17 protein-coding genes and 4 pseudogenes are annotated in these 23,116 nt (G+C 59.1%); 13 read left to right on the top strand and 8 right to left on the bottom strand.

What is annotated here, in order from left to right:
• Positions 1-1,354: 1,354 nt before the first annotated feature.
• Entirely contained in the window at positions 1,355-2,230 is an 876-nt protein-coding gene (locus CKO23_RS19560; RefSeq protein WP_200333792.1) for a hypothetical protein, read from the top strand.
• 770 nt (positions 2,231-3,000) lie between these two features.
• Here CKO23_RS19560 and CKO23_RS26420 read toward each other — a convergent pair.
• Complete coding sequence (locus CKO23_RS26420) at positions 3,001-3,123, bottom strand: hypothetical protein (RefSeq protein WP_274600242.1); 123 nt, start codon at positions 3,121-3,123, stop codon at positions 3,001-3,003.
• On the opposite strand from CKO23_RS26420, the gene CKO23_RS19555 reads away from it, so the two are divergent.
• Positions 3,122-3,610: a hypothetical protein gene (locus tag CKO23_RS19555; RefSeq protein ID WP_200333790.1), complete on the top strand. Its 489-nt coding sequence runs from the start codon at positions 3,122-3,124 to the stop codon at positions 3,608-3,610. The two genes, CKO23_RS26420 and CKO23_RS19555, sit on opposite strands and share 2 nt — an antisense overlap.
• Before the next feature lie 189 nt (positions 3,611-3,799).
• Here the strand turns inward: CKO23_RS19555 and tnpA are convergent.
• Positions 3,800-4,223, bottom strand: a pseudogene (gene tnpA / locus CKO23_RS19550) (IS200/IS605 family transposase).
• 245 nt (positions 4,224-4,468) lie between these two features.
• Here tnpA and CKO23_RS25855 point away from each other — a divergent pair.
• A complete protein-coding gene (locus tag CKO23_RS25855) occupies positions 4,469-4,762 on the top strand; it encodes a hypothetical protein (RefSeq protein WP_242482578.1) in 294 nt (97 codons plus the stop codon).
• 196 nt (positions 4,763-4,958) lie between these two features.
• Positions 4,959-5,474 carry an RNA-guided endonuclease InsQ/TnpB family protein gene (locus CKO23_RS25850; protein WP_346014645.1) on the top strand — a complete coding sequence of 172 codons (516 nt, stop codon included), beginning with the start codon at positions 4,959-4,961 and terminating at the stop codon, positions 5,472-5,474.
• A gap of 1,532 nt (positions 5,475-7,006) precedes the next feature.
• Here the strand turns inward: CKO23_RS25850 and CKO23_RS19540 are convergent.
• Positions 7,007-7,987 carry a ParB/RepB/Spo0J family partition protein gene (locus tag CKO23_RS19540; RefSeq protein WP_200333789.1) on the bottom strand — a complete coding sequence of 327 codons (981 nt, stop codon included), beginning with the start codon at positions 7,985-7,987 and terminating at the stop codon, positions 7,007-7,009.
• A 9-nt stretch (positions 7,988-7,996) separates the two neighbouring features.
• Positions 7,997-8,860, bottom strand: coding sequence for a ParA family protein (locus CKO23_RS19535; RefSeq protein ID WP_200333784.1), 864 nt, complete (start codon positions 8,858-8,860; stop codon positions 7,997-7,999).
• Between the two features lie 297 nt (positions 8,861-9,157).
• Between CKO23_RS19535 and trfA the strand changes: the two genes are divergently transcribed.
• The 5 genes and pseudogenes from trfA to CKO23_RS26415 all read left to right on the top strand — a co-directional run bounded on the left by trfA (position 9,158) and on the right by CKO23_RS26415 (position 17,276).
• Positions 9,158-10,120 (top strand): plasmid replication initiator TrfA, encoded by a 963-nt coding sequence (gene trfA / locus CKO23_RS19530; RefSeq protein ID WP_200333777.1) that lies wholly within the window; start codon positions 9,158-9,160, stop codon positions 10,118-10,120.
• Positions 10,121-12,858: 2,738 nt separating this feature from the next.
• The gene (locus tag CKO23_RS26605) at positions 12,859-13,098 is read left to right on the top strand and encodes an ANTAR domain-containing protein (protein ID WP_346014644.1); all 240 of its coding nucleotides are present in this window, start codon (positions 12,859-12,861) and stop codon (positions 13,096-13,098) included.
• A gap of 541 nt (positions 13,099-13,639) precedes the next feature.
• A pseudogene (locus CKO23_RS26935) lies at positions 13,640-13,852 on the top strand (methyl-accepting chemotaxis protein); the annotation flags it as partial.
• Between the two features lie 65 nt (positions 13,853-13,917).
• Positions 13,918-14,157 carry a hypothetical protein gene (locus CKO23_RS25835; RefSeq protein ID WP_242482583.1) on the top strand — a complete coding sequence of 80 codons (240 nt, stop codon included), beginning with the start codon at positions 13,918-13,920 and terminating at the stop codon, positions 14,155-14,157.
• 449 nt (positions 14,158-14,606) lie between these two features.
• Positions 14,607-17,276, top strand: a complete 2,670-nt coding sequence (locus CKO23_RS26415; RefSeq protein ID WP_200333771.1) for a methyl-accepting chemotaxis protein — start codon at positions 14,607-14,609, stop codon at positions 17,274-17,276.
• On the opposite strand, the gene CKO23_RS26930 is transcribed toward CKO23_RS26415, so the two are convergent.
• Positions 17,273-17,629, bottom strand: a complete 357-nt coding sequence (locus CKO23_RS26930; protein ID WP_200333764.1) for a hypothetical protein — start codon at positions 17,627-17,629, stop codon at positions 17,273-17,275. The two genes, CKO23_RS26415 and CKO23_RS26930, sit on opposite strands and share 4 nt — an antisense overlap.
• On the bottom strand, positions 17,626-17,910 hold the full coding sequence (locus tag CKO23_RS26925; protein WP_200333761.1) for a helix-turn-helix domain-containing protein: 285 nt from the start codon (positions 17,908-17,910) through the stop codon (positions 17,626-17,628). The genes CKO23_RS26930 and CKO23_RS26925 overlap by 4 nt, the downstream gene beginning before the upstream one ends.
• A gap of 546 nt (positions 17,911-18,456) precedes the next feature.
• Between CKO23_RS26925 and CKO23_RS19495 the strand changes: the two genes are divergently transcribed.
• On the top strand, positions 18,457-19,173 hold the full coding sequence (locus CKO23_RS19495) for a DUF6345 domain-containing protein (RefSeq protein WP_200333759.1): 717 nt from the start codon (positions 18,457-18,459) through the stop codon (positions 19,171-19,173).
• Between the two features lie 60 nt (positions 19,174-19,233).
• Entirely contained in the window at positions 19,234-20,289 is a 1,056-nt protein-coding gene (locus CKO23_RS19490; protein WP_200333757.1) for a hypothetical protein, read from the top strand.
• Positions 20,290-20,439: 150 nt separating this feature from the next.
• On the opposite strand, the gene CKO23_RS19485 is transcribed toward CKO23_RS19490, so the two are convergent.
• On the bottom strand, positions 20,440-20,844 hold the full coding sequence (locus CKO23_RS19485) for a hypothetical protein (RefSeq protein ID WP_200333755.1): 405 nt from the start codon (positions 20,842-20,844) through the stop codon (positions 20,440-20,442).
• Positions 20,845-20,872: 28 nt separating this feature from the next.
• Between CKO23_RS19485 and CKO23_RS19480 the strand changes: the two genes are divergently transcribed.
• Positions 20,873-21,721, top strand: coding sequence for a tyrosine-type recombinase/integrase (locus tag CKO23_RS19480; protein ID WP_200333753.1), 849 nt, complete (start codon positions 20,873-20,875; stop codon positions 21,719-21,721).
• A gap of 87 nt (positions 21,722-21,808) precedes the next feature.
• On the opposite strand, the pseudogene CKO23_RS19475 reads toward CKO23_RS19480, so the two are convergent.
• Positions 21,809-22,042: pseudogene (locus CKO23_RS19475) on the bottom strand (tyrosine-type recombinase/integrase); the annotation flags it as partial.
• Positions 22,043-22,735: 693 nt separating this feature from the next.
• Between CKO23_RS19475 and CKO23_RS19470 the strand changes: the two are divergent.
• A pseudogene (locus tag CKO23_RS19470) lies at positions 22,736-23,116 on the top strand (IS4 family transposase); the annotation flags it as partial.

Genomic DNA, 23,116 nt, shown 5'->3' with positions numbered 1-23,116 from the left:
TTGACATCCGCCAGCATGGCGATGCGCACCTCCCCGCCGCGTTCGATCAAGCCGAAGATCGGTGGCTTGTACTTTGCCAAGGTGCCTCGTCCGGGAGCCCCCTTGTGCCGCCGACGGCGTGGTGAGCATCCCACGATACGATCCGCACGCCCCTTGTGTCTGGCCACGATGTACCCCCCGACGGCGCTTGACGATCCCCTTACGCAGTTGCTCCGCCATCCACTGACCATCGCTTTCATTCTGGCCAAGCTCCTCGGCGATCTGAAGGTTCGACTGGTTCAGCCCCATCAAGTACAGAGAGGAAACCACACCGACAGCGGCGGATGGCGTCCCATGAAAATCGTCGCCGTCAGGTCATCGAAGCATTTCGCGCGGTTTCGGCAGGTGTAGCGGCGACAGGCCCTGTGCCGGTAGTTGCGGCCACGCTTGACGACTTTGTTGGACCCGCAACGTGGACAATCCGTCCCGTGGGGCCAACGCATCCGTCGGACTTCTTCGTGGCATTTCTCTCCGCCGATCAGGTCGTTGAGGCGGCTCATCGGTCCTCATCGGGGTATCGGGTGTCGAGGAAAACGCAAAACTCTAACATGTCCTCAAAACCCACAATGAGCCTGAGAAGTTACTTTCCGTCTGTCTTGCTTGGCCAATCCGTCGGGGGGGCAGCAGTCTTTGGGACCAACACCTAACGCACACACAGCCTTTTGTGAACGACTTTTTCGTGGCATTTCGTGACAGATACACCCTTGATTTCCAGCATTTCCCCGCTCGAATGCGATAAATATCTAATTTATAATCAGTATATTGAAAAGATTCCTGCCACGTGGCAACATTTTTCCCTGAGGTGTTAGCACGATCAGGATCATCTGGCGAAATTGAGTCTGTGGACGCCCAGCCGACACCCGATGCGTTTCACAAGACACACGATTAAGATTCCGCGATTACGGTGTCTGGGCATGGCGCTTGAGAAAGCGTCTCTGAGTGTGCTGAGTGTGAGAATCGGCCAGACGCCGCGCGAAATCTGGCGCCGTGGCTCGGGCAAGCAATGAAGCGGCGGAAGCCCCCCTCCTAGGCTCGAGTGAATCCTCGCCACACAGGTGTGGTTGGCGAAAGTTACTCGGCAACCGATTGCTGCCGAAGCGACGGAGCCTCGGTAACAACTCCGAGGTTGAGATTTGCGCGCACCGACTCGACGATGCCCATCAGGCGAACAGAATGGGTGGGCGCCTCGGAGACGGTTAGCCGCGTCCCACTCGCTATTCGCGAGCTCACTTTCCAGATCAGCGATGACGGAGGTCGCTTTGCAAACCGCAGAACTGTGTCGCGCAGGCCAATCCGACCGGTGGAAGGGGGTTCGATGGAAGCAATCCAGCAGATACGCGTAGAGGAGATCCAGATCCCAGACTACTGGCGCAGACCACGGCGGCACACTCCCGAAGCGCAAGCGCTTGAGGCCGCCGAGGCCGGTGCTCCGTTGCAGGCGGTCACTCTGCGGTCCGTTGGGAATCCCGGTTTCCCTTGCTATCACCTCCTCGCCGGGCGCGACACCTATGAGATCGCTCGCTATTTGTTCGAACCACGTGTGCCCGCCATCGTGCTCGGGCGCATGTCGCAAACCGAGGCGCTTCGGATCCATCTTGAGCGCGAGCCAGCGCGAGAGTCTGATTCTGCTCCTTCCCCCGATCGGAACTGCAGCGGCACGCGCGATTTGCTTCGGCTCGTCGACGTCATTCAGGAAAAGATGAATGCCCTGCGCTCGCGCCAGCACCGCTACACCTGGGCTGACGCCGCCAAAGAATATGAGATCCCCTTAGACCGTCTGCGGCACGCCAAGCGGCTCGCTGAGCGGCTCCACCCGGAAGTGCGCAGAGCTTTTGAGCAGGGCAGGATTTCATTCGGCCATGCAAAGGTTATGACGCGTTTTAAGGTCCGGCAGCAGTCCGCAGTGCTCGCCAAGATTTTTGCTAAGAAGCTTTCCGTAAGGGCCCTTGAAGCGTCCGTCAGAGACGCAAAGTTAAACAAGGAAGATAGCGCTACGCGGGGGATATTGGATCGGCCGAGCTACTTAGTTCATCTCGAAGAGGCCATCAGAGTGCAATGCCACCTGGATGCGAGCCTTGGATTCGATGAAGCGACAAAGGAAGGCCGGATCACGTTCCAGTTTGCTACGCGCGATCAGTTTGACCAATTCCTGATTCGTCTCGGCGTCGACGTCAATCGCACATGGGACTGACGCTTCAATCGCCGCAAAGGCCGAAGGGTGTCTGTCCCGCCTAGGATGTGCTGCCGGACACCAAGTTGCCCCACTACCCTCGCGACGAGACAGCCTCTTGTGCCTGCGTTCGCCCCACACGCCCCCCTCCGACACCGCGGCCATACGCCCGCGTGCACACTACGCGGACCCCTCGGCGTCGTGCCCCACGGGATCGCGCTTTCGCTGCCTCTCCTGCAATGGCCCCTACGAACCGGCTAGCCTTGCCCATTTCCGCGAGGTGCCACTAACACCGCCGACGCTATGCTGTGCTGCCCCGGCGAAAGATCGCCCAGTCTGTGATCGAGCACAGTCGGCAGGATCTTTTCACTCAATCTTCGAGTTTCTAGATTCGACACTGGTGTTCAGTCGACACTAGGCGTATGCCTCCGCGGCACGGTGGCGCAGCGACGGTGTCGAGGCTTGCCGACCCAGGTCAGGCCCACTCATGTGCTTCTTCGATGGAGTCAGAGGACATGCCGTTTTTGATGGTCTCGGCGAGTTGCTCAAGGTGGGCGGTGGGATCCTTAGCGGCTAACAGCCCTCGGAACATGTCCATCAAGGCCTCGGCTGCCCACGGTGCACGCGGGTGCCTTGAGGCGGGTTCGTTGCTCGGGGTGAAGGAGGAGGGTGTAGTCGAGCAGCATACTCAGGGTTAGGCTTCGGCTTGACCCCTCTTCGTCGGGCTGTTTGGCCAGTTGCCTCCATCCTTCATTGAGCGTCCAAGCCTCCAGAAACACTTCGATCAGCCATCACAGCGTATCGACTTGGACGATGTCGAGGGTCCGCCAGCTCAGGTCGGTGGCCACCAGATAGCGGAAGTCGGTTTCGCCGCCGGGGTATTTTGAGCGCGATGACGAAGCGCTTCTTGCCATGGGCGCATACATGCACCCGCGCGCTGCTGACGGTAACCGTGATCTCGGCGTCGCCGCGCACGCGGATGCGCTGCGTGACCCCTCAATCAGCTCCAACACCAGCTGGGTCTTGCTGGGATACGCCCAGTCGGCTGGCGGTTGGGGCGCACGCTCGGCTTTCGCCACCTTCAAGCGCTTCAGGCGCGGCGGCCCCTCCTCAGAGTTGAGCGGATATCTTCGCGCTTTTTATCAAGCAGGAGAAACTCGAATATCGATTTTCATCGCCACGGACAATCAGCCGACACTGGCCGCCGACATCCGTCGGCACTGCGCCGAACGGGGCGAGCCGAACTCGCACGCGTACGCCCTTAGCAAGGAACACTGGAAGTCCGCACGATCTGTCTCTGCCGCGATCAACGACCACCTCACCTCCCTCACGTCGGGCAGTTCACCAGCCTCCGAGGTGTCGGATTATCCGCTGGAGTCGGCCTTGGCCTCCATACCTTGACCGCACTGCGTAAATGGCGACAAGTTCTGTGGCTGGGCGGGGGCGTCCCGCTCAGGGGCGCGGCTGCGACACACCAGGCACTTTGCCTCGACCCCGACGAAGACTTGACCCGATGCGCGGCGAGCCCCCTCGTTCAGGGCGGGTAAGGATAGCGCTGGGTGCGTATTCGGGACCCGGGCCGGTCCCGTCTTAGTGCGACGTTTGCTGTTGTTCGATGTACTGGGGCACGATGGAAATCGGGGCAGAACCGCAGGACGCGGTGAAGTAGGAGGGCGACCAGAGCATCCCCTTCCAATAGCGCCGCTGTATGTCTGGCCGCTCTTGTCGTAGCAACCGGCTGGATACGCCCTTGAGGCTGTTCACCGAGGCCGAGACAGCGACCTTGGGCGGGTACTCGACCAGCAGGTAAACGTGATCGTACTCGCCATCCATCTCGACCAACATCGCCACGAAGTCGGTGCCGACCTTGACGAAGATCGCATGAAGGCACGCTGGCGGTCGACTCGCCATCGAAGACCTTGCGGCGGTATTTCGCCATGAAGACCAAGTGGCCGCGCATCGCAAAAACGCAGTGCCGACCGTGTGCTTTCTCGTTGTCGTTATCGTTGCTCATAGAGCAAACGATGGTATGGACATGCAACGTCTCCAAGCCCTCAAGTTCGAGTCGATGTCCGACGGCGATTAGGCGCGCGACATGCGCAGCTTCGACGGATCGTGCCGCTTTGTCTTCAACCGAGAGCTGGCGATGAAACAGGCGTTGCCGAGGAGGGGGCGAAAAAGCTCGGATATCCGGCGCTGTGCAAGTGCCTCACCGAGTGGCGCAACAGTCCGGAAACCGCCTGGCTTGCAGATGCCCCAGTGCATCCGTTGCAGCAAACCCTCAAGGACCTGGAGCCGGCCTATGCCAACTTCTTCGCCAAGCGCGCCGACGTTCCCCGCTTCAAGAAGAAAGGCCGGTCCCGCAACAGCTTCCGCTACCCAGACCCGAAACAGGTCAAGCTCGACCAGGCCAACAGCCGCCTGTCTCCGCCCAAGCTGGGTTGGCTGCGTTACCGCAAGAGCGGCGATGTGCTCGGGACGGTGAAGAACATCACCGTCAGCCAGTCGGGCGACAAGGGGTCCGTGTCGATACAGACCGAGCGCGAGGCCTAATACCGCTTCACCAGGACACGGCCGTTGGGATCGACATGGACATTGTCCGCTTCGCCACCTTGAGCGACGGCGCGATGTTCGAGCCCCTCAACAGCTTCAAGCGCCAGGAACAGCGCTTGTAAAGGCCCAGCGTGCCATGAGCCGCAAAGCCTAGTTCAGCAACAACTTGAAGAAGGCGAAAGCCCACGTCTAGCGCATCCATGCCCACATCGGCAACGCCCGCCGCGACTACCTGCACAAGACCACGACCACGACCACGACCACGATCAGCAGAAACCACGCGATGGTGAATATCGAGGGCTTGCCGGTTCGCAACATGTCCGCGTCGGCGGCCGGGAGGATCGAAGCACCGGGCACCAACGTTCGGGCCAAGTCTGGCCTGAACAAAGTCATTCTCGACCAAGGTTGGTTCGAGTTCCGGCGGCAACTGGACTATAAGACGGCGTGGAACGGCGGGCACCTGGTCGCGGTGCCCCCGCACAACACTAGCCGGGCCTGTCCGTGCTGCGGGCATATCGCCAAGGAGAACCGTCAGACTCAGGCCCAGTTCGCGTGTGCGGAGTGCGGTTTCGAGGAAAACGCCGATTTGGTCGGCGCGATCAATGTTCTAAGGACGGGACACGCCCGGTTAGCCTGCGGAGATGCTTCGTCCATTGGGACGTCGGCCCAGGAACCCGCCGAAGCGACTATTCGCCAGCTTGCTTACGCGTAGCACCGTTCCTTAGGTCGGCGAGGATGTCAAGTCTGCGGCGATTGCACGCCCCTTGCACCCTGCCTGCGCGGCCACGCCCGGGAGCCTCACCTATCCGCAACGACTGGCCTCGCGCTCGCACTCGATGGCCAGCAGCGCGCGCCATCCCATTGAGCAGAAGACTGGCAAGCACTCCGCCGACGTCGTCTAGGACCTGACCGATCACCCCCCGCAAGGCGCTAGACATCCAGTACATGCTCGCCTTTAACCTGCCTCTGCCAGGGAGAGCGAAGCGAACCAATAGTCCGGGGCAGAGCCGCAGCCGAGTCCTGGAGCGGGTAGAACCTGGGTTACGTCGGTTGCCGCCGCGCACGTGTCCGGTCGGCGAGGGATCGGCCCTACGAGTATCACGAGAGCGCACGCGACACTCCCGCGCCACTGGGGTATCAAGACCCATCACGACCTCAGTGACTCGAACTCAGACGCTGATCGCCGCCGACTACGCACCGGTTACGGCCCGGAAAACAAAAAGCCTGGCGAGTACAACCAGTTCAACGCGGGCGTCGTACGCAACTTGCCGCAAGCTGATATCGCTGTCGTCATATCTTCCGCTAGGCTGGCTACTGATAACCCGAGGAAAGGTGGCGACTATCAGTATCGGAGTGGGCAGGAGCTAAGGTTGCGATGAAGGCCCGCTTAGATAGATCGCCGTTGAAGCGGTGCAAGGGGACTAGCTTCCGACGGAACTTGGTCGGTACAACCCTATATCTTGAAGCTGTCCGGAATCGGTTGCCGGGTGCTTCACGGCGCCTTGCCGAGGCTCGAGCCCGTTGCGGGGACACTCGTACACCGGTTTCTTAGGGGGCCGGATGGCGGGAACGTCATCCGGCTACCCGACTCAAGTCATTCGAGGAGGCGTAGCGACGGCGCTTCTGTGCCGAAGTCTGCGAAGCAGAACGTGATGCATTGTGGCGATTTGGAGTCCCGCATCCCATCCTGAGCGGTGATGACAGTCCGGTGTTTCATCCGCTGCACGAGCTGATCGAGGCGATCACAGCTGGATGTAACAGCTTGTGGAAGGCCAAAGCAATGACATATGACGCAACACCCCGGCGGGATTATGAGGCTACTGGATACTGTCACCGCAGTTGACTGGGGATTTATTTGAAAAACCGCAGACACTCTTTCTTTTTTAGGATCAGTCGCTTACAGGCGCTATTCCGCAGCCGGTCTGCAAGACCGTTCAAGCCGCAATCGCACCGCGGCTCTCAACACCTGCGATTGCACACCTTCTGCAAGCGGATCTTGTCGCCGCACTCTAGAGACCAACTTCTCGAGGAGCTCTAAGGCGCTGTCTGACAGCTGAACCTGCTCCACACACTCCGGAACGAAGTCATGTTCTCCAAGACCGACAGTTGTTAGTGCGGGATCTTCCTCGGCAAGCTTTTCTAGTGCATCCCTCACCCACCGACTCTTTCCTTTTCCCCCGTAGGCTCTTCTCGCTGCATCTCGCAACTCCATCTGCATCGCGTACGTCATACGCACCGAAGTCTTCACAGAGACTCCTCCAGTTTTCGGAGGAAGTCCTTCCATGCTTTGCTCACCGCTCCGTAATCATTCCAGTCCAGGTTAGGTATCCCCTCATCTCCCAATACTCGCTCCATCACCGTGCGCACCACCACGACGTTCGCCGTCGTCCCCAATGTCACTTTGGTCGCTGGCCTTCCGCGTGCCTTCCCCGCTGACGCGTTGACGGCCCTTTCCGCTTCCGCTTGTGCATTCTTGAGAGTCTTCCCGGCGGCGAGCGCACGCAGCACCACGGCGCGCTTCTCGGCATCCTCTATCCCTGCGACGGTCGCCGCGACCAAGAGATCTCTGATACCACGATCCTCCACAACAGCGTCCAGCACTTCCCTCGGCCCTTTCGCAACCTGCAAATACCGGCGTGCTTGCCGGTCGCTCATGCCGACAAGCTTCGCCAAAAGCTGACCACTCACGTCTCCCTCACACTCAATCTCCTCCATCATCGCGAGGACGCTTCGCATCCTCCCGCTCAGATCAAGGTCTTCCCGCTGCAGATTCTCGACCAACTGCAGCGTTCGCAAATTCGTCGGGCGCTGAAAATGAACTCGGGCCGGTATCTCCGTAAGATTCGCTAACCGCGCGCCCCAGTACCGTCGTTCCCCGAACGCAATGCGATATCCGGACCCGTACCGATACACTCGAATCGCTTGCAGCACCCCGCTAGCCGGCATCGAGTCGGCGAGCTCTCTTAGCCCTAAGAGGACCGCCACACGCTTATCCCCGCCGTCGTCCTCTCGCTTTCCGCTCACCCAGTCCGGATCCTGCAGATGCTCAAACTCTTCGTCCGTCAGCATCAACCGCCGCGGATTGTCCGGATCCGGCGAAACCTTTGAGATCTCAATCAAATGCTCTTGCGCATCATCCTCCGCCCCGGATTCATCTCGTAGCAGCTCGCCCATCGCCGATGCGGCCGGTGAGCCTCCGAATCTCAACTTCTTGCTAGTAGCCACGCCCCCTCCTTACTTCCGCCACTGACTTTCAATGTGTTGACAGAACGAAATGACTTCCCGTCGCGCCGGATTGCGCGATGCCAGATCAAAAAGGCTTGTCGGCTTGGCCTCTGGATGATCCGTTTCCGCAAACGCCACTCGCTGGTGCAGGATCACTGGCGACAGCATTGATGCTAGCGCCTCATCCCTCTGAAGGGACTCCAAAGTTCCCTCATGCAAAGCCACGCCTTGTCTGACCATGTTCGGTTGAATCGCAGCGATCCTCAGTGGCCGTGCAGGATCTCTGGTGTTCTGCTCCCTACGCCACAGTTGCAACATTCCATATAAACCTTCTACCGGCTGCGGCTCTAGCGTTGTCGGGATTATCAGATCCGTTGCCGCGCGCACGGCGCTAACCGTCAGCGGCCCTTTCGCCGGCGCGGTATCCACAAGCACCAGATCAAACGCTTCTTGAACCTCCCCGAGACTGAGAAATTCCCTCAACCGGTTGTGCACACTGCTACGCACCTCATCCGCTCTTACTAGCTCTATCTGCCGAAGTTTCGGTCCATGCCCTGGTAACGCCAGGAGTGTTTCCCAAGAAGTCGGGTAGGGATAACACTCGCCATCAAAATAGATGTCCGCACTCGAACTTCGTCCAGACCATTGACTATTCTCCTTCTCGTCGAAGTCTGGATGCGTCGGCGGCAGCACCCCATCTGGATCCGATCGGTCGTACTCCATGCATACGAAACGCCGTGACAAGTTGCATTGCGCGTCGAGATCGATAGCAAGCACACGCCAACCCTCCCGTGCGAAATATTCCGCCAATATCTTGGTGATAGTGGTCTTGCCCACCCCTCCTTTGTTCTGGACTATTGCTGCCACTCTCATGTTGCCCTCCAAAACCATACCGTATGCGTTATGCTCAAAGTATCACGGTATTGCTTTCTGTTCCAAGCCGGTCTATCTTCTTACAGCATCGGCTGCATTTAACCCTTTTGTTGTCTGATTTTTGAGAGGTTTTAGGCGTAACCTTCATCTGTGATCAGATCGCCGACAGACAATTGCACCTCTCCCTCAATGACAGACTGCAGCCAGACACGTGGCTTCGTTTTCGATGTGATGCGGGGTTTCGCTGCCTCTCCTGCGTTCCAGTACGGATACCTTTGACGGATCGTTCACCCTGACATGGTTGATACACCTAAGCCGGATCCGAGCGTTGATTCGCCCGACGATGACGAATGCCACGATTCTGGCGTGACGGCGGCGCTGGCGAGTCTCGAGAAGACCATTGCAAGTAAGAAACCATCGTCCTTTCCTAAACGTGCTCTCAGTAACCTTTCCCCAAACGTTGTCCAGTTACCTTTGTGGCCGGATATTCAACGAGGTGTCCCCAATCACTTGGTTCGCGGCGCGCTTTTTACGATAGGCAATCACCGAACACCACGGGCTTACCGGAAAGGGATGCTCATTGACACGCTGAACGGAGTCGAGATCATCTACACAGGGGAGGAACTTCGCCAATCCGACGAAGATGTCTTCCTTCAAGTCGTCCATCTCGGCCGCCTCTGTCCTCTCGGTGCACCAATCATGTTTACCGCGCACTCCCTATTGAAGGCACTATGCTGGCCTTCCAACTCCCGGTCCTATTTGCGCCTTCGGGAAAGTCTCGCTCGACTACAAGCATCGGCCCTTGAGGTTCGCACTCAAAACGGAGGCTATTCCGGGTCCTTGATCCGCGACTTTGTCTGGAAAAATGACAACGACACGGGCGAATCCGACCGACATTGGATCGTGCGGCTCGAACCGCGTATTGCTGCGTTGTTTGACCATATGTCCTACACGCAGATTGATTGGGAGCAACGCCTAAAACTCGGAGTTCTCGCGAAATGGCTACATGCCTTCTATTACACGCACCGCACGCCTTACGCATTAAAGACCGAGACGATCCGGCGGTTGTCCGGCTCCACGACTAGAGACCTTTCCAAGTTCCGTCAACTCCTAAGGAAGGCCCTCGCCGAACTCGTCGAAGTAGGTTTTCTTCGCTCGCAAAGCATCTGCATCCAGACGGACCTTGTCTATGTCCAACGCGCGCCATCAGTGAAAACATCTGTCATCGAAAAGAACACAGAAAGTAGCGGCAACGCCTGATGAGTCCCTTTGTTCTGAACGCTTCGACTCTGCAACCTATAACGCCGAGCGGTCCTAGGTCGGTGTAGGCACGGACGTCGCGCAGCCGTGACGATAGGAGATTGAGCCCGAAGCCGCGAAGGGAATATGCAAACGCATGCGAGTCACTGCCGAGTCATCTCCCGCAGGGGTGGCACGGCCGCACAGAGCCGAAGCCCGCCCCGTAGTCGAACCCGTCGGACCAACCGCCTGTCTCGGCGCGAGGGCGTCGGGATGACTTAGGCGTCCTGCGGCACAGCCTCTATAGAGTTGATTAAAGTCGTCTAATCGAGGAGAGGTCGAAAATCTTGATCGTGTGAACAGGCAGGGCACAGATCACCCACCGACCCGCTGTTACCAACTTGATTTCACGAAAACATCTTAGGCAATTTCCGGAAATGATCTTACCCACATAGATCCGGATCGGTAGGATGGGCAAAGTCCGCGCTCTGGGCTCGCGCCCAACCTCGACGCCAGACGGACGTGCCCATCTTGCAAGACGCCGAACTGGGATGATGGGCATGCCCCGCGACCCTCGGCACTCCGAAAGCAGCGCATCGCCAGGGCTTTGCCCATCCTGCGGGATCGGAACCGCGGGGCTGTTTTTTTCCCGGAAATCGCCTTAGTTGCCGAGGACACTCTGCCTCTCCTGTGCCATTCGTGCATTGAGGTAGGCATCGCCGCCAGCCTTCCAGTCCGTGTCACTCGTGCATTGAGGTAGATTGGTCTCATCCCGGCGATGCGCTCACCAACCTACGACCGTCCTGCTGATCTCTCGCCGCTTGCATTCGTGCATTGAGGTAGCGCCCCCCCTACAACACGGCCATAACCTCCGCCCGGTCCAATCGCTTGCACCGAACTTCGTGCATTGAGGTAGACGTGAGCAAGCAAAGTCGTGCATTGAGGTAGATGTCAGTCACGAAAACCACCCATCGACCCAAGCCGTCCGACAAAGGTGTGGCTAGACATCCTGCTTGTCTCTGGAACTCAATAGGTTAGGCTTGAAAGCCACCGAGAAAATATTCTCCGTGGCTCTTTTGCATGCAACCTATTGTTTTACAGGGGTATCCAGCGGGCTTCGCAACACCTATACCGAACGGCTTGCCATCGACCCAGTCTGTCGTCATTTCTCACCTCTGCCATTCGTGCATTGAGGTAGGCGCCACCGCCAGCCTTCCAGTCGTATCACTTGTGCACTGACGTAGATTGGTCTCATCCCGGCGATGCACTCACCAGCCTGCGACCGTCCTGCTGATCTCTCGCCGCTTGCATGCATGGCTATGTCTGCGTTACCTGTTGAAGAGCGATAACCCGTTGAATCGGCTCAGCCGCTACATCTCTCATGTGAAACAAAACCAGACGGTTGCGTCGCTCCGGAAACAATCCAACACCTAACGCAGACATAGGCTCGTGCATTGAGGTAGACGTGAACAAGCAAAGTCGTGCATTGAGGTAGATGTCAATCACGAAAACCACCCATCGACCCAGTCTGTCGTCATTTCTCACCGCTGCCATTCGTGCATTGAGGTAGGCGCCGCCGCCAGCCTTCCAGTCCGTATCACTCGTGCACTGAGGTAGATTGGCTCATCCCGGCGGTGTATAGCCACCCGGTCTGATATCCATACATGCCCCTTCGGTCGACCCCTGGAAACACTGGCTAGAATCAAGGAGCCAGTACGAGTATCACGCAGAATGGCTATACTCGCGAACCTGCGACCGTCCTACTGATCTCTCGCCGCTTGCATTCATGCATTGAGGTAGAGCCCCCCCCCTGCAACACGGCCATAACCTCCGCCCGGTCCAATCGCTTGGACCGAACTTCGTGCATTGAGGTAGGTGCCGCCAGCCTTCCCACCAGGGTCAAGAGAGGAAGGCGCAATGAAACGCCAGTGAGTCTCAAAGACGTTCTGCCCACACAGCGACAACAACACAACGTTCGTGCTGGGCGGGCTTACAACGCGCCGGAGCCTGGAACTCAGGACAACCAAATCTGCCCGGCCAACGAGGACTTCGGTGGCCCGCAACCACCAGCCACAGGAGGACGCGCCAATCCGGTACTGATCGGCTGTGATCAAATCGATTTCACAAAGCCCCCATCCTTCGACGACTTAGCACTCTGCTTCACGCATCGATTCGTGCATTGAGGTAGGTCGTTCGGTCGTTGAAGTAGGGCAGGTCGGGCGCAGAGGTAGGCTCGTACGGGCGTTGAGGTAGACGCACTTATGCATTGAGGTAGACAGTTTTCGAAGATAACAGCGTAACTCTTTGCTTATATTGTTTTTTTTTAAGTCGTCAAATGATATAATCAGATTTTAATAATTCTTAAATCTTTACCTAAAACACCTTTCCAAGCATTTTTCAGATAAGAGTTCGACTTCAATTCTCCTCTCAACCAAGACTTCAAGCCCCTTCGACGACTTAGACCATCTGGCTGAGGTATCTTGCTAATCAGGTTCGGAGAAGCGCAGCCAGTACCAGGTGGAGCTGTTCCAGGATCTACTCAGCGACCGGACGCTTGTCCCGTGATGGGGAGGATTGCATACGTGGAGCGCACAGATGCACATCCGCGCGGTCCCGAGTGAACAGGGCGGACAAGGGCAGATCGAGGCGATTGGCAAGCGCCGATGCCAACGCGGCTAAGTTGCATCCCATCAATAAGAGCGTGGATCGCACAGCGTCAAGTATCTGGACGACATCGGGAGATCTGATCAAGCCCATCAATGTGGCCAGTGCGCTCCCCACGATCAGGACAGCCCTGGCGCGCGGGTGAAAGCCGAGAACTGGCACAACAGAAGGAGCGCCTGATCGATGCGGTCGGAACCGGTCGTGTGGTTAACGTCGCCATCGGAATTCTCATGGAGAGACACCGCATAGAACACCAGGAGGCGTTCGACGTGACGCGCGAGGGATCGTGCAGAGAGCGCCGTAAGGTACGCGAGATCGCCAGTGACATTTTTTGATGCCTGGTGGCTTCTCAACGCGCTCGGTCTACGCGACGTCCTAGACGCTCGCGATGCGGCGGCACGCACGCCACAGGCCAAGCGCATGCCAGGCCTATCGGGATAGTGCAGAAGGAGAGCCGGCCGGACTGTGGTGGATACTCGCCGTCGAGTAGTTCGTAAAATGCGCCGATGGGTCTGGTGGTATCCGCAAAGGATTTCCAGAGACGTTTGAAAAACCCCTACCGATCTCCAGCCTGAATCGCATCTCAGAAGATCAGATCGAAGCGCCGGAGATCCAGCGCTCGCCAATTATGCGATGCCGATCACGGTATCGCAGATGCGCGCTGGAAGAAGACAACACTTCGCGTTACCAATACTCGCCATTGCGTATCCGGCTTGTTTCTGCAATGCCGGCCACGGATTCGAACAGCGAGTCCTCGCAATATCCTTCGGTACCCCTTTTCCCCGGGAGCAAACCGTTCCAACGACCCCCCGACCTCTGCGGACAACGATGCGTTTTGCAGACGGCGTGCATGACGCCAGCGAACGCACCCGCCAATTGGCCGAGGATGCCGAGAACATCCGCTCGATCGTCGACGTGATCAGGGGCATTGCCAAGCAGATCCACCTCTTGGCCCTCAATGCGGCCATCGAGGCCGCGCGGGCCGGCGAGGGTGGCCGGGGATTCGCGATCGTCGCAAATGAAGTCCGCACGCTGGCCGAGCGCACTCAGGCATCCACCGATGAGATCCAGCAACGTATCGAGCAGCTGAATCGCGGGGTTCACCAGGTGCTCGAAGTCATGCAGACGTGCATCGATCGAGCCGACCGAGCGCCTTGGAGACACGCGAGGTACTACTGGAAGCCATCACGACTGCTGCAACGACAATCAGCGAGTTCAACGGCCAAATCGCCAGTGCAGCCCTTGAGCAGAGCATGGTCTGCGAAGACATCAACAGAAATATCGTCAACACCCTGTTTGAGCGACGTCTCAAGCGATCAGTGACGGCTCTCGCCACGGCGGCGCAAACCCCATTCTCGAGCACGATCAATCTCAAACATGGACAACGGGCATGACGCCAGACCTCCCGGAATCGCGCGCAAAAACCGCCAATATTTTGGAGATTTTTGACCCCGATTGCCGGTTCTGATTGAACAGCTTGCATTAAAAAACAAATGCTTACCGAGCGCTGTCATCGGCAAAATGTCCAAAAATCGGAATCGATTAATAAAGTCAAACTGGTACGGTATTTTTGGATGGCCTATCCGGGATGTCTGGACGCAGGCGATTGCTGCCGTCTTCGAGCGTGCGAGCGAGGATTTCCTGCACTTCGTCGCCTCACTCAGAGATGCGCAAAACCAGCGTGCCATCGGGACATTTCTCGTCCTTGACCGCTAACCGAAAAATCCGGCATGGCGACCTTGTTCGTAAATTCCCCCCCATTGATGGCGTTCCGCGCGGGAAGGCGGAAAACGGCACGAGCCTCGATTCGAAAGCGATATCAATCAATCAAGACAGGAACACCATGAACAAAAGACGTTTCACCTTCAAGAACGTGACGATTGCGGCGAAGCTTTGGATCGGTATCGGCATCATTCTTGGCTGCAGCGCGATCGCGATTGGAGCCATGGCGGTCGGGATGGATGCGGTGAAAGCGCGCTTTGACACCTTTATCGAGCGCGACCAGAAGCTCGCCGAAGGTTACTCCGGGATGTATGCCCAGGGTCTGCAGATGGGACAGGCGCTGCGCAACGTCATACTGAATCCGGAGAATCCGAAGGCCTGGGTAAATCTTGATACAGCCAGAAACGACTTCCAGTCCCTCTTAGCACAATCCCGCTCTGTGATGGACGAAGGAAATCCGGCGATCGAGGGGTTGAAGGAGATCAGCTCGCTCGCGGACACGCAAAGCGCACTGCATGGTCAGATCCTTGCCGCGGTCAAGGCGGGAGACACGTCTGGCGCCAAGCAACTGCTCAACAGCGAGGAAACGCCGGTCTGGCGCGCGATCAAGAAAATCCTCCTGGAGAGCGGGAAGGAGTTCAAGGCACAGTCCCAGGCTGGCAGTCTGGACGTTGCCCGACGCGTCCAAGCCGCGGAGCGCGTGGCATTGATCGGGAGCGTCCTCGGCGTCATCACCATCTTGCTCTTGGCCCGTGTCCTCACGCGCGCCATCGTCCTACCTCTGAGGCAGGCCATTGGCGTAGCGGAGCGGATTGCCGCCGGTCATCTGGACAACCTGATCGAAGCTGACGGCCGAGATGAGACCAGTCAGCTGTTGAAGTCCCTGCTTCAGATGCAGAAGAACCTCAAAGCCACGGCCGACGCCGATCAGCGCGCATCGGCGGAAGTCCTGCGGATCAAGAGCGCCCTCGACAAGGCCTCGACCAACATCATGGTAGCCGACGATGCCGGGACGCTGATCTATCTCAACGAGGCATTCGAAACCATGATCCATGAGGCCGAAGCGGACATCCGCCAAGCGCTGCCGGCCTTCAGCGCTGCGGGGCTGCTCGGGCGCAGCTTTGCTGACTTCCATAAGAATCCCGCGCACCAAAAGAGTCTGCTGGAGGGGCTGAAAGGCACCTTCGTTTCCCAGATGCGCGTCGGCGATCGCAGCTTCAAGCTGATCGCCAATCCGGTGCTGGACGCCGAGGGCGTCCGCCTCGGGACGGTCGTGGAGTGGATCGACCGCACCGCCGAGGTCGCCGCCGAGGCTGAGCTGGACGCACTGCTAGATGCGGTCGCCCATGGCGACTTCAGCCAGCGTCTGAGCATCGAGGGCAAGGTCGGCTTCTTCCGCGACCTGGCCGAAGGCATGAACCACCTCAGCGAGATCGTCGCCAAGGCGCTCGACGAGCTGGCTACGGTCCTCAAGGCCGTCGCCCAAGCCGATCTGACCAAGACCATCGAGTCGCGCCAAAAGGGACGCTTTGCCGACCTAAAGAACGACACCAATACCACGGTCGCGCAATTGGAGCACATGGTCGGGCAGATCAAGGAAGCGACGGACGCGATCAACACCGCCGCGGCCGAGATCGCCGCCGGCAATGCCGACCTCTCCGAGCGCACGGAAGCGCAGGCGAGCAGCCTGGAGGAAACGGCCAGCGCCATGGAGCAGTTCAACGCCACGATCCAGCAGAACGCGCAGAACGCCGCGAGTGCGCAGGAACTCGCGCGGCTTTCCAACGACCGCGCCGTCGCCGGGGGCGCCCTGGTCAAGCGCGTGGTCGACACCATGAGCGGTATCCAGGCCGCCAGCCGGCAGATTGCCGACATCATCGGCGTGATCGACAGCATCGCCTTTCAGACCAACATCCTCGCCCTCAATGCCGCGGTCGAAGCCGCCCGCGCTGGCGAGCAGGGGCGCGGCTTCGCCGTGGTCGCCGCGGAGGTGCGCCATCTCGCCCAGCGCAGCGCCCAGGCCGCCAAGGAGATCAAGGAGCTGATCAGCGCTTCCGTCGCGCGTATCGACGATGGCGCCGCTCTGGTGACGGAGACCGGCACGACCATGGACGTGATCGTCGGCTCCTTCGAGAAGGTCGTGACCCTGGTGAGCGAGATCGCGGACGCCAGCCGAGAGCAGGGGTCCGGGGTTGGTCAGGTCACGCAGGCGATCGCCCAGATGGACGAGACCACACAGCGCAATGCGGCCCTGGTGGAAGAGGCCGCCGCAGCCGCCGAGAGCCTGGAAGAGCAAGCCCGAGCCCTGAGCACCACGGTCTCGGTGTTCAAGATCGACCACCGCCACCAGGGCGCGCGGGCGCAGGGGCGCTGTGGGAATGAGGAGACCGATTTCGATGAGTTCGTCTACGTCCACAAGCAATGGTCGAAGAAGCTGCGGCGCGTGGTCGAGGGCCGCGGCGAGCCACAGGATCCGGACAGCGTCGCTTGCGACGACCGCTGCAGCCTCGGCGCCTGGATCTATGGGGCCGGCAAGCAACTGCAGAGCGTCCCCGCCTACGAGACCTTGCGCGAGAAGCATGCGCAGTTCCATCAGTGCGCCGGCAGTGTGCTCCGCCACGTCATCGTCGGGGAGCGCAAGCAGGCCAATGAGATCCTCTCCACGCGTTTCGGACCACTCTCCGAGGAGACCATCGGACAGATCCACCGGCTCGAACAGCACTGCACCTCGGGTGCTCCCGAGCCTGACGTCGCGCTGCGACTTGTGAGCCGAGCGCCGACGCGCGGTTAGGGGCGCGATACCCCGTCGGCGGTGGGCCTGGCGCTGGGTACTCTCGGCATCAGTGCCCGCGCTGCTCTGCCATCAGCCGTCGATCGCTTGGGTGCCGTGGCTCGACGCGTGCCTGACTCACCGGAAAGCGTCGTGCCCGCAGCACGGACCATCCGGGGAGCGCCGTAAGCACCCTTGAATTCAGCATGAATGGCTTCGATCAGGGTCAGCAGTTGTGAATCTGTCAGCCCCTGACGATTGGCGCTGCCGCTGCGCTTCCAGGCCCGATTGCCGCTGACGCTGACCTTCAACACGCGGTAGAGGGCATTCAGGGCAAACTGATCACGATACGTATCCATCCAGGCGTACTTCACAGCGCATCCCTCGCGAAGTACGCCGTCGCTTTTCGCAGGATGGCGTTCTCCTGCTTCAGGCGTGCAACCTCTGCACGCAGGCGCGAGACCTCCATCGCCTCGGGCCTCACCTGCACCACGCCCGCGCCGTTGAGGGTACCCGCCTTGACCCAATTACGAACCGTCTGCTCGGCCAGCCCCATTTCCTTGGCCACGCCTCGCATGCTCTTGCCTTTCTGAACGCGTTTTACCACCTGCTCCCTGAACTCAGCGGTGCACTCCTGCTTGGGAATTTTCTGCATCTTCGTCTCCAATGTGGACGTCAGTTAACGTCACTCTTGAAAGACGACATTCCGGGGAAACCTCACAACGAGGCGCTGCGCCTGATCGCCCGCCAGAGCGGCCTTCCCGAACCAGATCAGTCACTGACAATTTCGTCCTCCAGTGCGACATCTCACCATATTCAAGTGCGCCTCTGTTTGTAGTTAAGTGCCGCGAGCGATATCCATCGGCGCAAATCCAAGCACCAAGTGAAAAGGCTATGGCGAAAAAACGATCGAATGATCTCGATTATGAGTCGTCATTGCCGAAAGATGTCGGTCCGAATTGACCCGATCAGTCCAGGATGAATCGATATCCGGATTGGGCGATCTCCGACTCATGCTCACTAAGTATTTATAAATCAGGCTCTTGCAAAATTGGCGTGCTTTCTGCGTTAAGCTGATTGGCAGAGGCGGGAAAGGGTGAATTTCACAGAACCCATGAAACGCTCTCGGCACTCGAAACGACGCATACCGTTCCAGACGCGGTGTAGCAACCATCTTGGCTCTAAATAAGGAGAACGCAATATGAAGAAACAGTATCGATCAGCCGCGCTCGCCGCGTCGGCACTGACAATCGCGATGACCATGGGGCATTCGGCAGTTGCTTTGGAGCAAGGCGGCTATGTCTATAACCATGGCGAGGATCGTTTTGTCGACAACGTCTACAACTTCCTCAAGCACTTTAGCTACGAGCAGTATTATTGGGCGGATGCATTCGAATTCACGACCGCCAACAACAGCTATGTCGATGCGATGGACTTCGCCTATTACTCTGGGCATGGCAACAACTATTACTTGGGAATGGGGCCGGGTGCCTCTGTATCCGGCGTCAACCTTGATACGAACGCCTCTGCCCGCTGGGGTGACTTAGACCTCGAATTCGTTGTCTTTCAATCCTGCACGGTGATCCCCTCCGCGGCCGACCGCGCGGATTGGGCTGACGCCTGGGTGCCAAACGGTGTGTTTCAGGGACTCCATCAAGCGATCGGCTACCGCACGCTGAGCTATTCCGGCAACGGGATCTCCAACAATTTCGGGGATCGTATCAGCGATGGCGAAAGTGTCTGGCAGGCGTGGTTCGCCGCCGTGAACGATGAGCGCAGTTGGTGGCGTGGTCAGGATTACCCCGGTCTCGCCTCGGCGGTCATGCACCCGAGCACCCAGAACGACACACACTCCAACTTCGTTGCCGATCCACCCGCCGGCCACACGGCCCTAACCAACTGGTATCAGCACTGGTAGTCGCCGTCCGACCACGAGCAATACGCCGCCTTATCCTCGATACACTTCCGGAGACATTCTATGTTCGCTACCAACCACACGAAGCGGTTGCTGTCCGCTGCGGTGTCCTCTCTCGTCCTGCTGACCCTGCCAGCCATGGCGGTCGAATCGAAGGGAGAGATCGCGCCGGAGATCACCATGGCGCGCGGCAGCCTGGAGCTTGCCGAAACCCTGGGCGTCAATCGCATCTTTCGATCAGAAGAAGGATTCCCAGGCTTCACCGCAGCCAACGATGTCGCAAAATCACTGCTGCGAGAATCCGGCCTCAAGGCTGACCTCGAGCTCAAGTACAACGAATCCGGAAGCGCCCTCTATGCGACGCTGAAGGAGGATCCGAGCGCCTATTTCCGCATGGACACGCGCACCGGCGATTTCAGCTTCAGCAAGGGCTTGGCAAAGTACTCAGACCCGAGTGACACCAAGGGGCTCCCGGGCAAGGATGAGGCGATCGATCTTGCCCTCGCGCACCTCGAGCGCCTTGGGCTGATGCCCAAGGACGGCGATCAACTGGTCGTCCAGGGCGTCGGTGGCGTCGGCATGAGCGCACAAGATGAAAAGGGCATCGTGCGTGATTTCGAAAAGCTGACCTCCGTGCACTTCGGACGCCAGATCGACGGTATCAAGGTTGGCGGACCTGGCTCGAAGATCGTCGTGCATCTCGGGCAGGATGGCGAGTTGGTTGGGTTGCACAAGCGCTGGATCGAGCTGCAGGCGATGGAGAAGGTCTCGCGTGAATCCTTCCTCAAGGAAGCGGAGATCAAAGAGCGTGCCCTGAAGCATCTCCAGACGGAGTGGAACAAGGCTTCCAAGATCGTCACCGTGCTGCCCGAGCCGGGCTACTTCGATGATGGCAAAGGTCACATCGAGCCTGTCTACTTCGTGCAAGCTACGATTCAGCACGAGCTGGAGGGTGGCGCGCGTGATGCGGACAACCAGAACCCAGCGCCTTATCTCGGCGTCATCCCCGCACTACGCTACTCGGTCGCGGACCTACGCCAGCTCGCGCCTGCCACCAAGGCACCGGACATCGACGCCGGACCCAACGCAAAGGTCCGTCGCGACAATAGCGACGAGTAAGTAGCCCTCCGAAAATGGCCCACCGGGCGGTGGGCCATTCCAAAAAGGGGTTTTGGCCCAAACCCCCGAAAATATGCAGTCGGCATCGATGCAACGTCGAACAGGCTTTTCGGCTCCGAGATTCGGCATCATCACTCAACAACCCGTAACCTACAAGGTCAATCCAGTCCTTTGCCGCAACGCTGGATCTGGCCGCTGCGCGGTCTGGGCCTCGAAAGAATAGCCGAAGGTCTTGGCCACCAGGAAGGCACAGCCGCGGTTGAGGAGGAACCCGACCATGGCGGGCAGGATCAGGAACTCGATGGCCAAGGCGTCGGCGTGCGCTTGGACACCCAGTGCTTCGGGGAGTGACCACCGCAGTGCACACAGATACACCAGGGCCAAGAACAGGCTGGCCGAGTCGAAGAGCACCGCCAACAGGATGGACCACAGCGAGCAGCCGGCCGCCAGCGTCAGCACCAGGCCCGACACGAAGCCGCTCACCGCGAGGCTGGTCAGGGCAATGCGTGTCTGACCGGTATGCCAGTAGAACCAATGACTCTTGAATCGTTGCATCACGCTGGGTAATCGTAAGATAGAGGCCTTGATCAAGATCGCGGCGGGGTCAGTGACCTTACCGGCGCTCTGTGTGCGCACGCCCGCGGCCGGTAAGCGCTTCATCGCGTTCTTCACCGCCAATATCCGCAATGCGAATACCCGGCGCGCCTACACGCGGGCAACGGTCGACTTCGCCGCCTGGTGCGACCAGGCTAGGCTCACCGCCCTCGAGGACATCGAGCCGGTGCATGTGGCGGCCTATATCGAGACGCTGCAGACACGGCTCTCGGCACCTTCGGTCAAACAGTACCTGGCGGCGATCCGCATGCTCTTCGATTGGCTGGTCGTTGGCCAGCAGCGCGCGGTCAATCCGGCCGCTGCGGTGCGTGGTCCCAAGCACAGCGTCATCGGGCTGCGCGACCACGCCCTGATCAGCGTGATGGTCTACACCTTCGCGCGTGTCGGCGCGGCGATCAAGATGCGCGTCGAGGACGTCTACATTCAGGGGCTGCGCACCTGGGGGCGACTGCATGAGAAAGGCGGCAAGCGCCATGAGATGCCTTGTCACCATACCCTCGAGGCGTCGCTGGAGCGCTATCTGGACCTGACCGGGTTACGCGGCCAGGCGAAGGCAGTGCTCTTCCCCAACGCCCCGGGCAAGCGCGGCGAGCTCACCGAGCGCCCCCTGCAGCAGAACGAGGTCTACCGCATGATCCGCCGGCGCCTCCTGGCCGCCGGGATCGCCACCGCGGCGGGCTGCCACACCTTTCGGGCCACTGGCATTACGGAGTATCTCCGCAACGGCGGCAAGCTCGAAGTGGCCCAGCAGATGGCCAACCATGAGAGTTCGCGGACCACCGGTCTCTATGGCCGGCGCAACGATCAGGGGTTGTAAGCTCAAACCCTTGAAAATTCTGTCAGCCCATATCCGACCCTGCTGGGATCGCTTCCAACCCAGGGGGCTGTCCGCGAAATGGCCTTCTCAATCGTACCTGACGTTTTTGAAACGGTCTGACGCCAACTCGGTGTAGCGGGTGGTGTGCTGGATGTTGCGGTGGCCGAGGTAATGCTGAATGCCCCGCGTGTCCTGGCCGTCGTTCGCCAGCTTGTAGCCGGTGGCATGGCGCAGCATGTGCTGTTGGACTGGGAACGCGATGCAGGCGTGGCGAACGGCCCGCCGCACGATCTTGCGGATGGCATCGGTTGTCAAGGGCGCTTTGCGCTCGCTGTTTTCTGCTCGCTAGTCACTTGCTCTGCCGCATTTCCAGGGTCTCTGGTCCCTGGCCCACTGACGACTGCCTGTCGTTCAGGCTGGTGTTCAGTCAGTAAATATGGATGACCCTGATCGGCATCGGTTACCTGTCGAGGCCAAATGTCACTAGTTCTACTTATGTTAGATTAGAATCTTTCCGATGTATTTGATCTATAAAGGTTAATCTAGATCGCTCGCCTGTTCATTGGGGTCGTAGTGCGTGCAAAAGAGGCGTTTGCGCCACCGGGAGCAGACGGATTGCCTGGTCACACAGAGTGACCTTCGCTAAATCAGGCGCATAAAGGTAACAAAGTAGTACTATACCTCATATAGCCACCCGGTCTAATATCCATACATGCCCCTTCGGTCGACCCCTGGAAACACTGGCTAGAATCAAGGGGCCAGTACGAGTATCACGCAGAATGGCTATATAGGCACAAAGTCGTATTTCTTGAATGTCTGAAAGTTCAGCGTGAGCAAAGAGTCCAGCTCCTTCTTGTGCGTTGTGTGGGTTTGGCAGGGCTGTGAAGGTCACAAAAAGTGAACGCAACGACTCCTGCCGGTCGCCCGCCCTCGACGCAGCTGAATCGCCCGAGCAGCGCGAGTCGCGCGTCCTCGGTACAATCGCGCCCTTTTGTAACCAGCGGGCTGTTGACGATGTTGCTGAATCCACTGCTTGAGCGCTTTGCCGAGCATTTCCCCATCCCCACCATGGCGCGCGCGGTGTTGGAGCGCAGCTTCCATCCGGACCAGCTCAACGCCTGGTTTGAGCAGACGGCGCAAAGCCAGTACACCCGTCATCTGTTGTTCTCGACGCTGTTCGATCTGATGATGCAGGTGGTCACCCGCCAGCAACCGTCGATCCATGCGGCCTATCAAGGGGCGCGCGAGGAAATCCCCGTCACGCGCAGAGCGGTGTACGACAAGCTCAATGGACTGGAGCCGGAGATCTCGGCCGCGCTGGTGGGCTATAGCGCCGAGCAGGCGGGTCGGGTGATCACCTCGCTCGCGGCCACCCGCACGCCGTTGCTGCGCGAT

The sequence above is a fragment of the Thiocystis violacea genome (assembly GCF_016583565.1).
Taxonomy (GTDB): Bacteria; Pseudomonadota; Gammaproteobacteria; order Chromatiales; family Chromatiaceae; genus Thiorhodococcus; species Thiorhodococcus violaceus_A.
The sequence above is the reverse complement of the archived record's forward strand: the minus strand, read 5'-3'. Positions and strand labels throughout refer to the sequence as shown.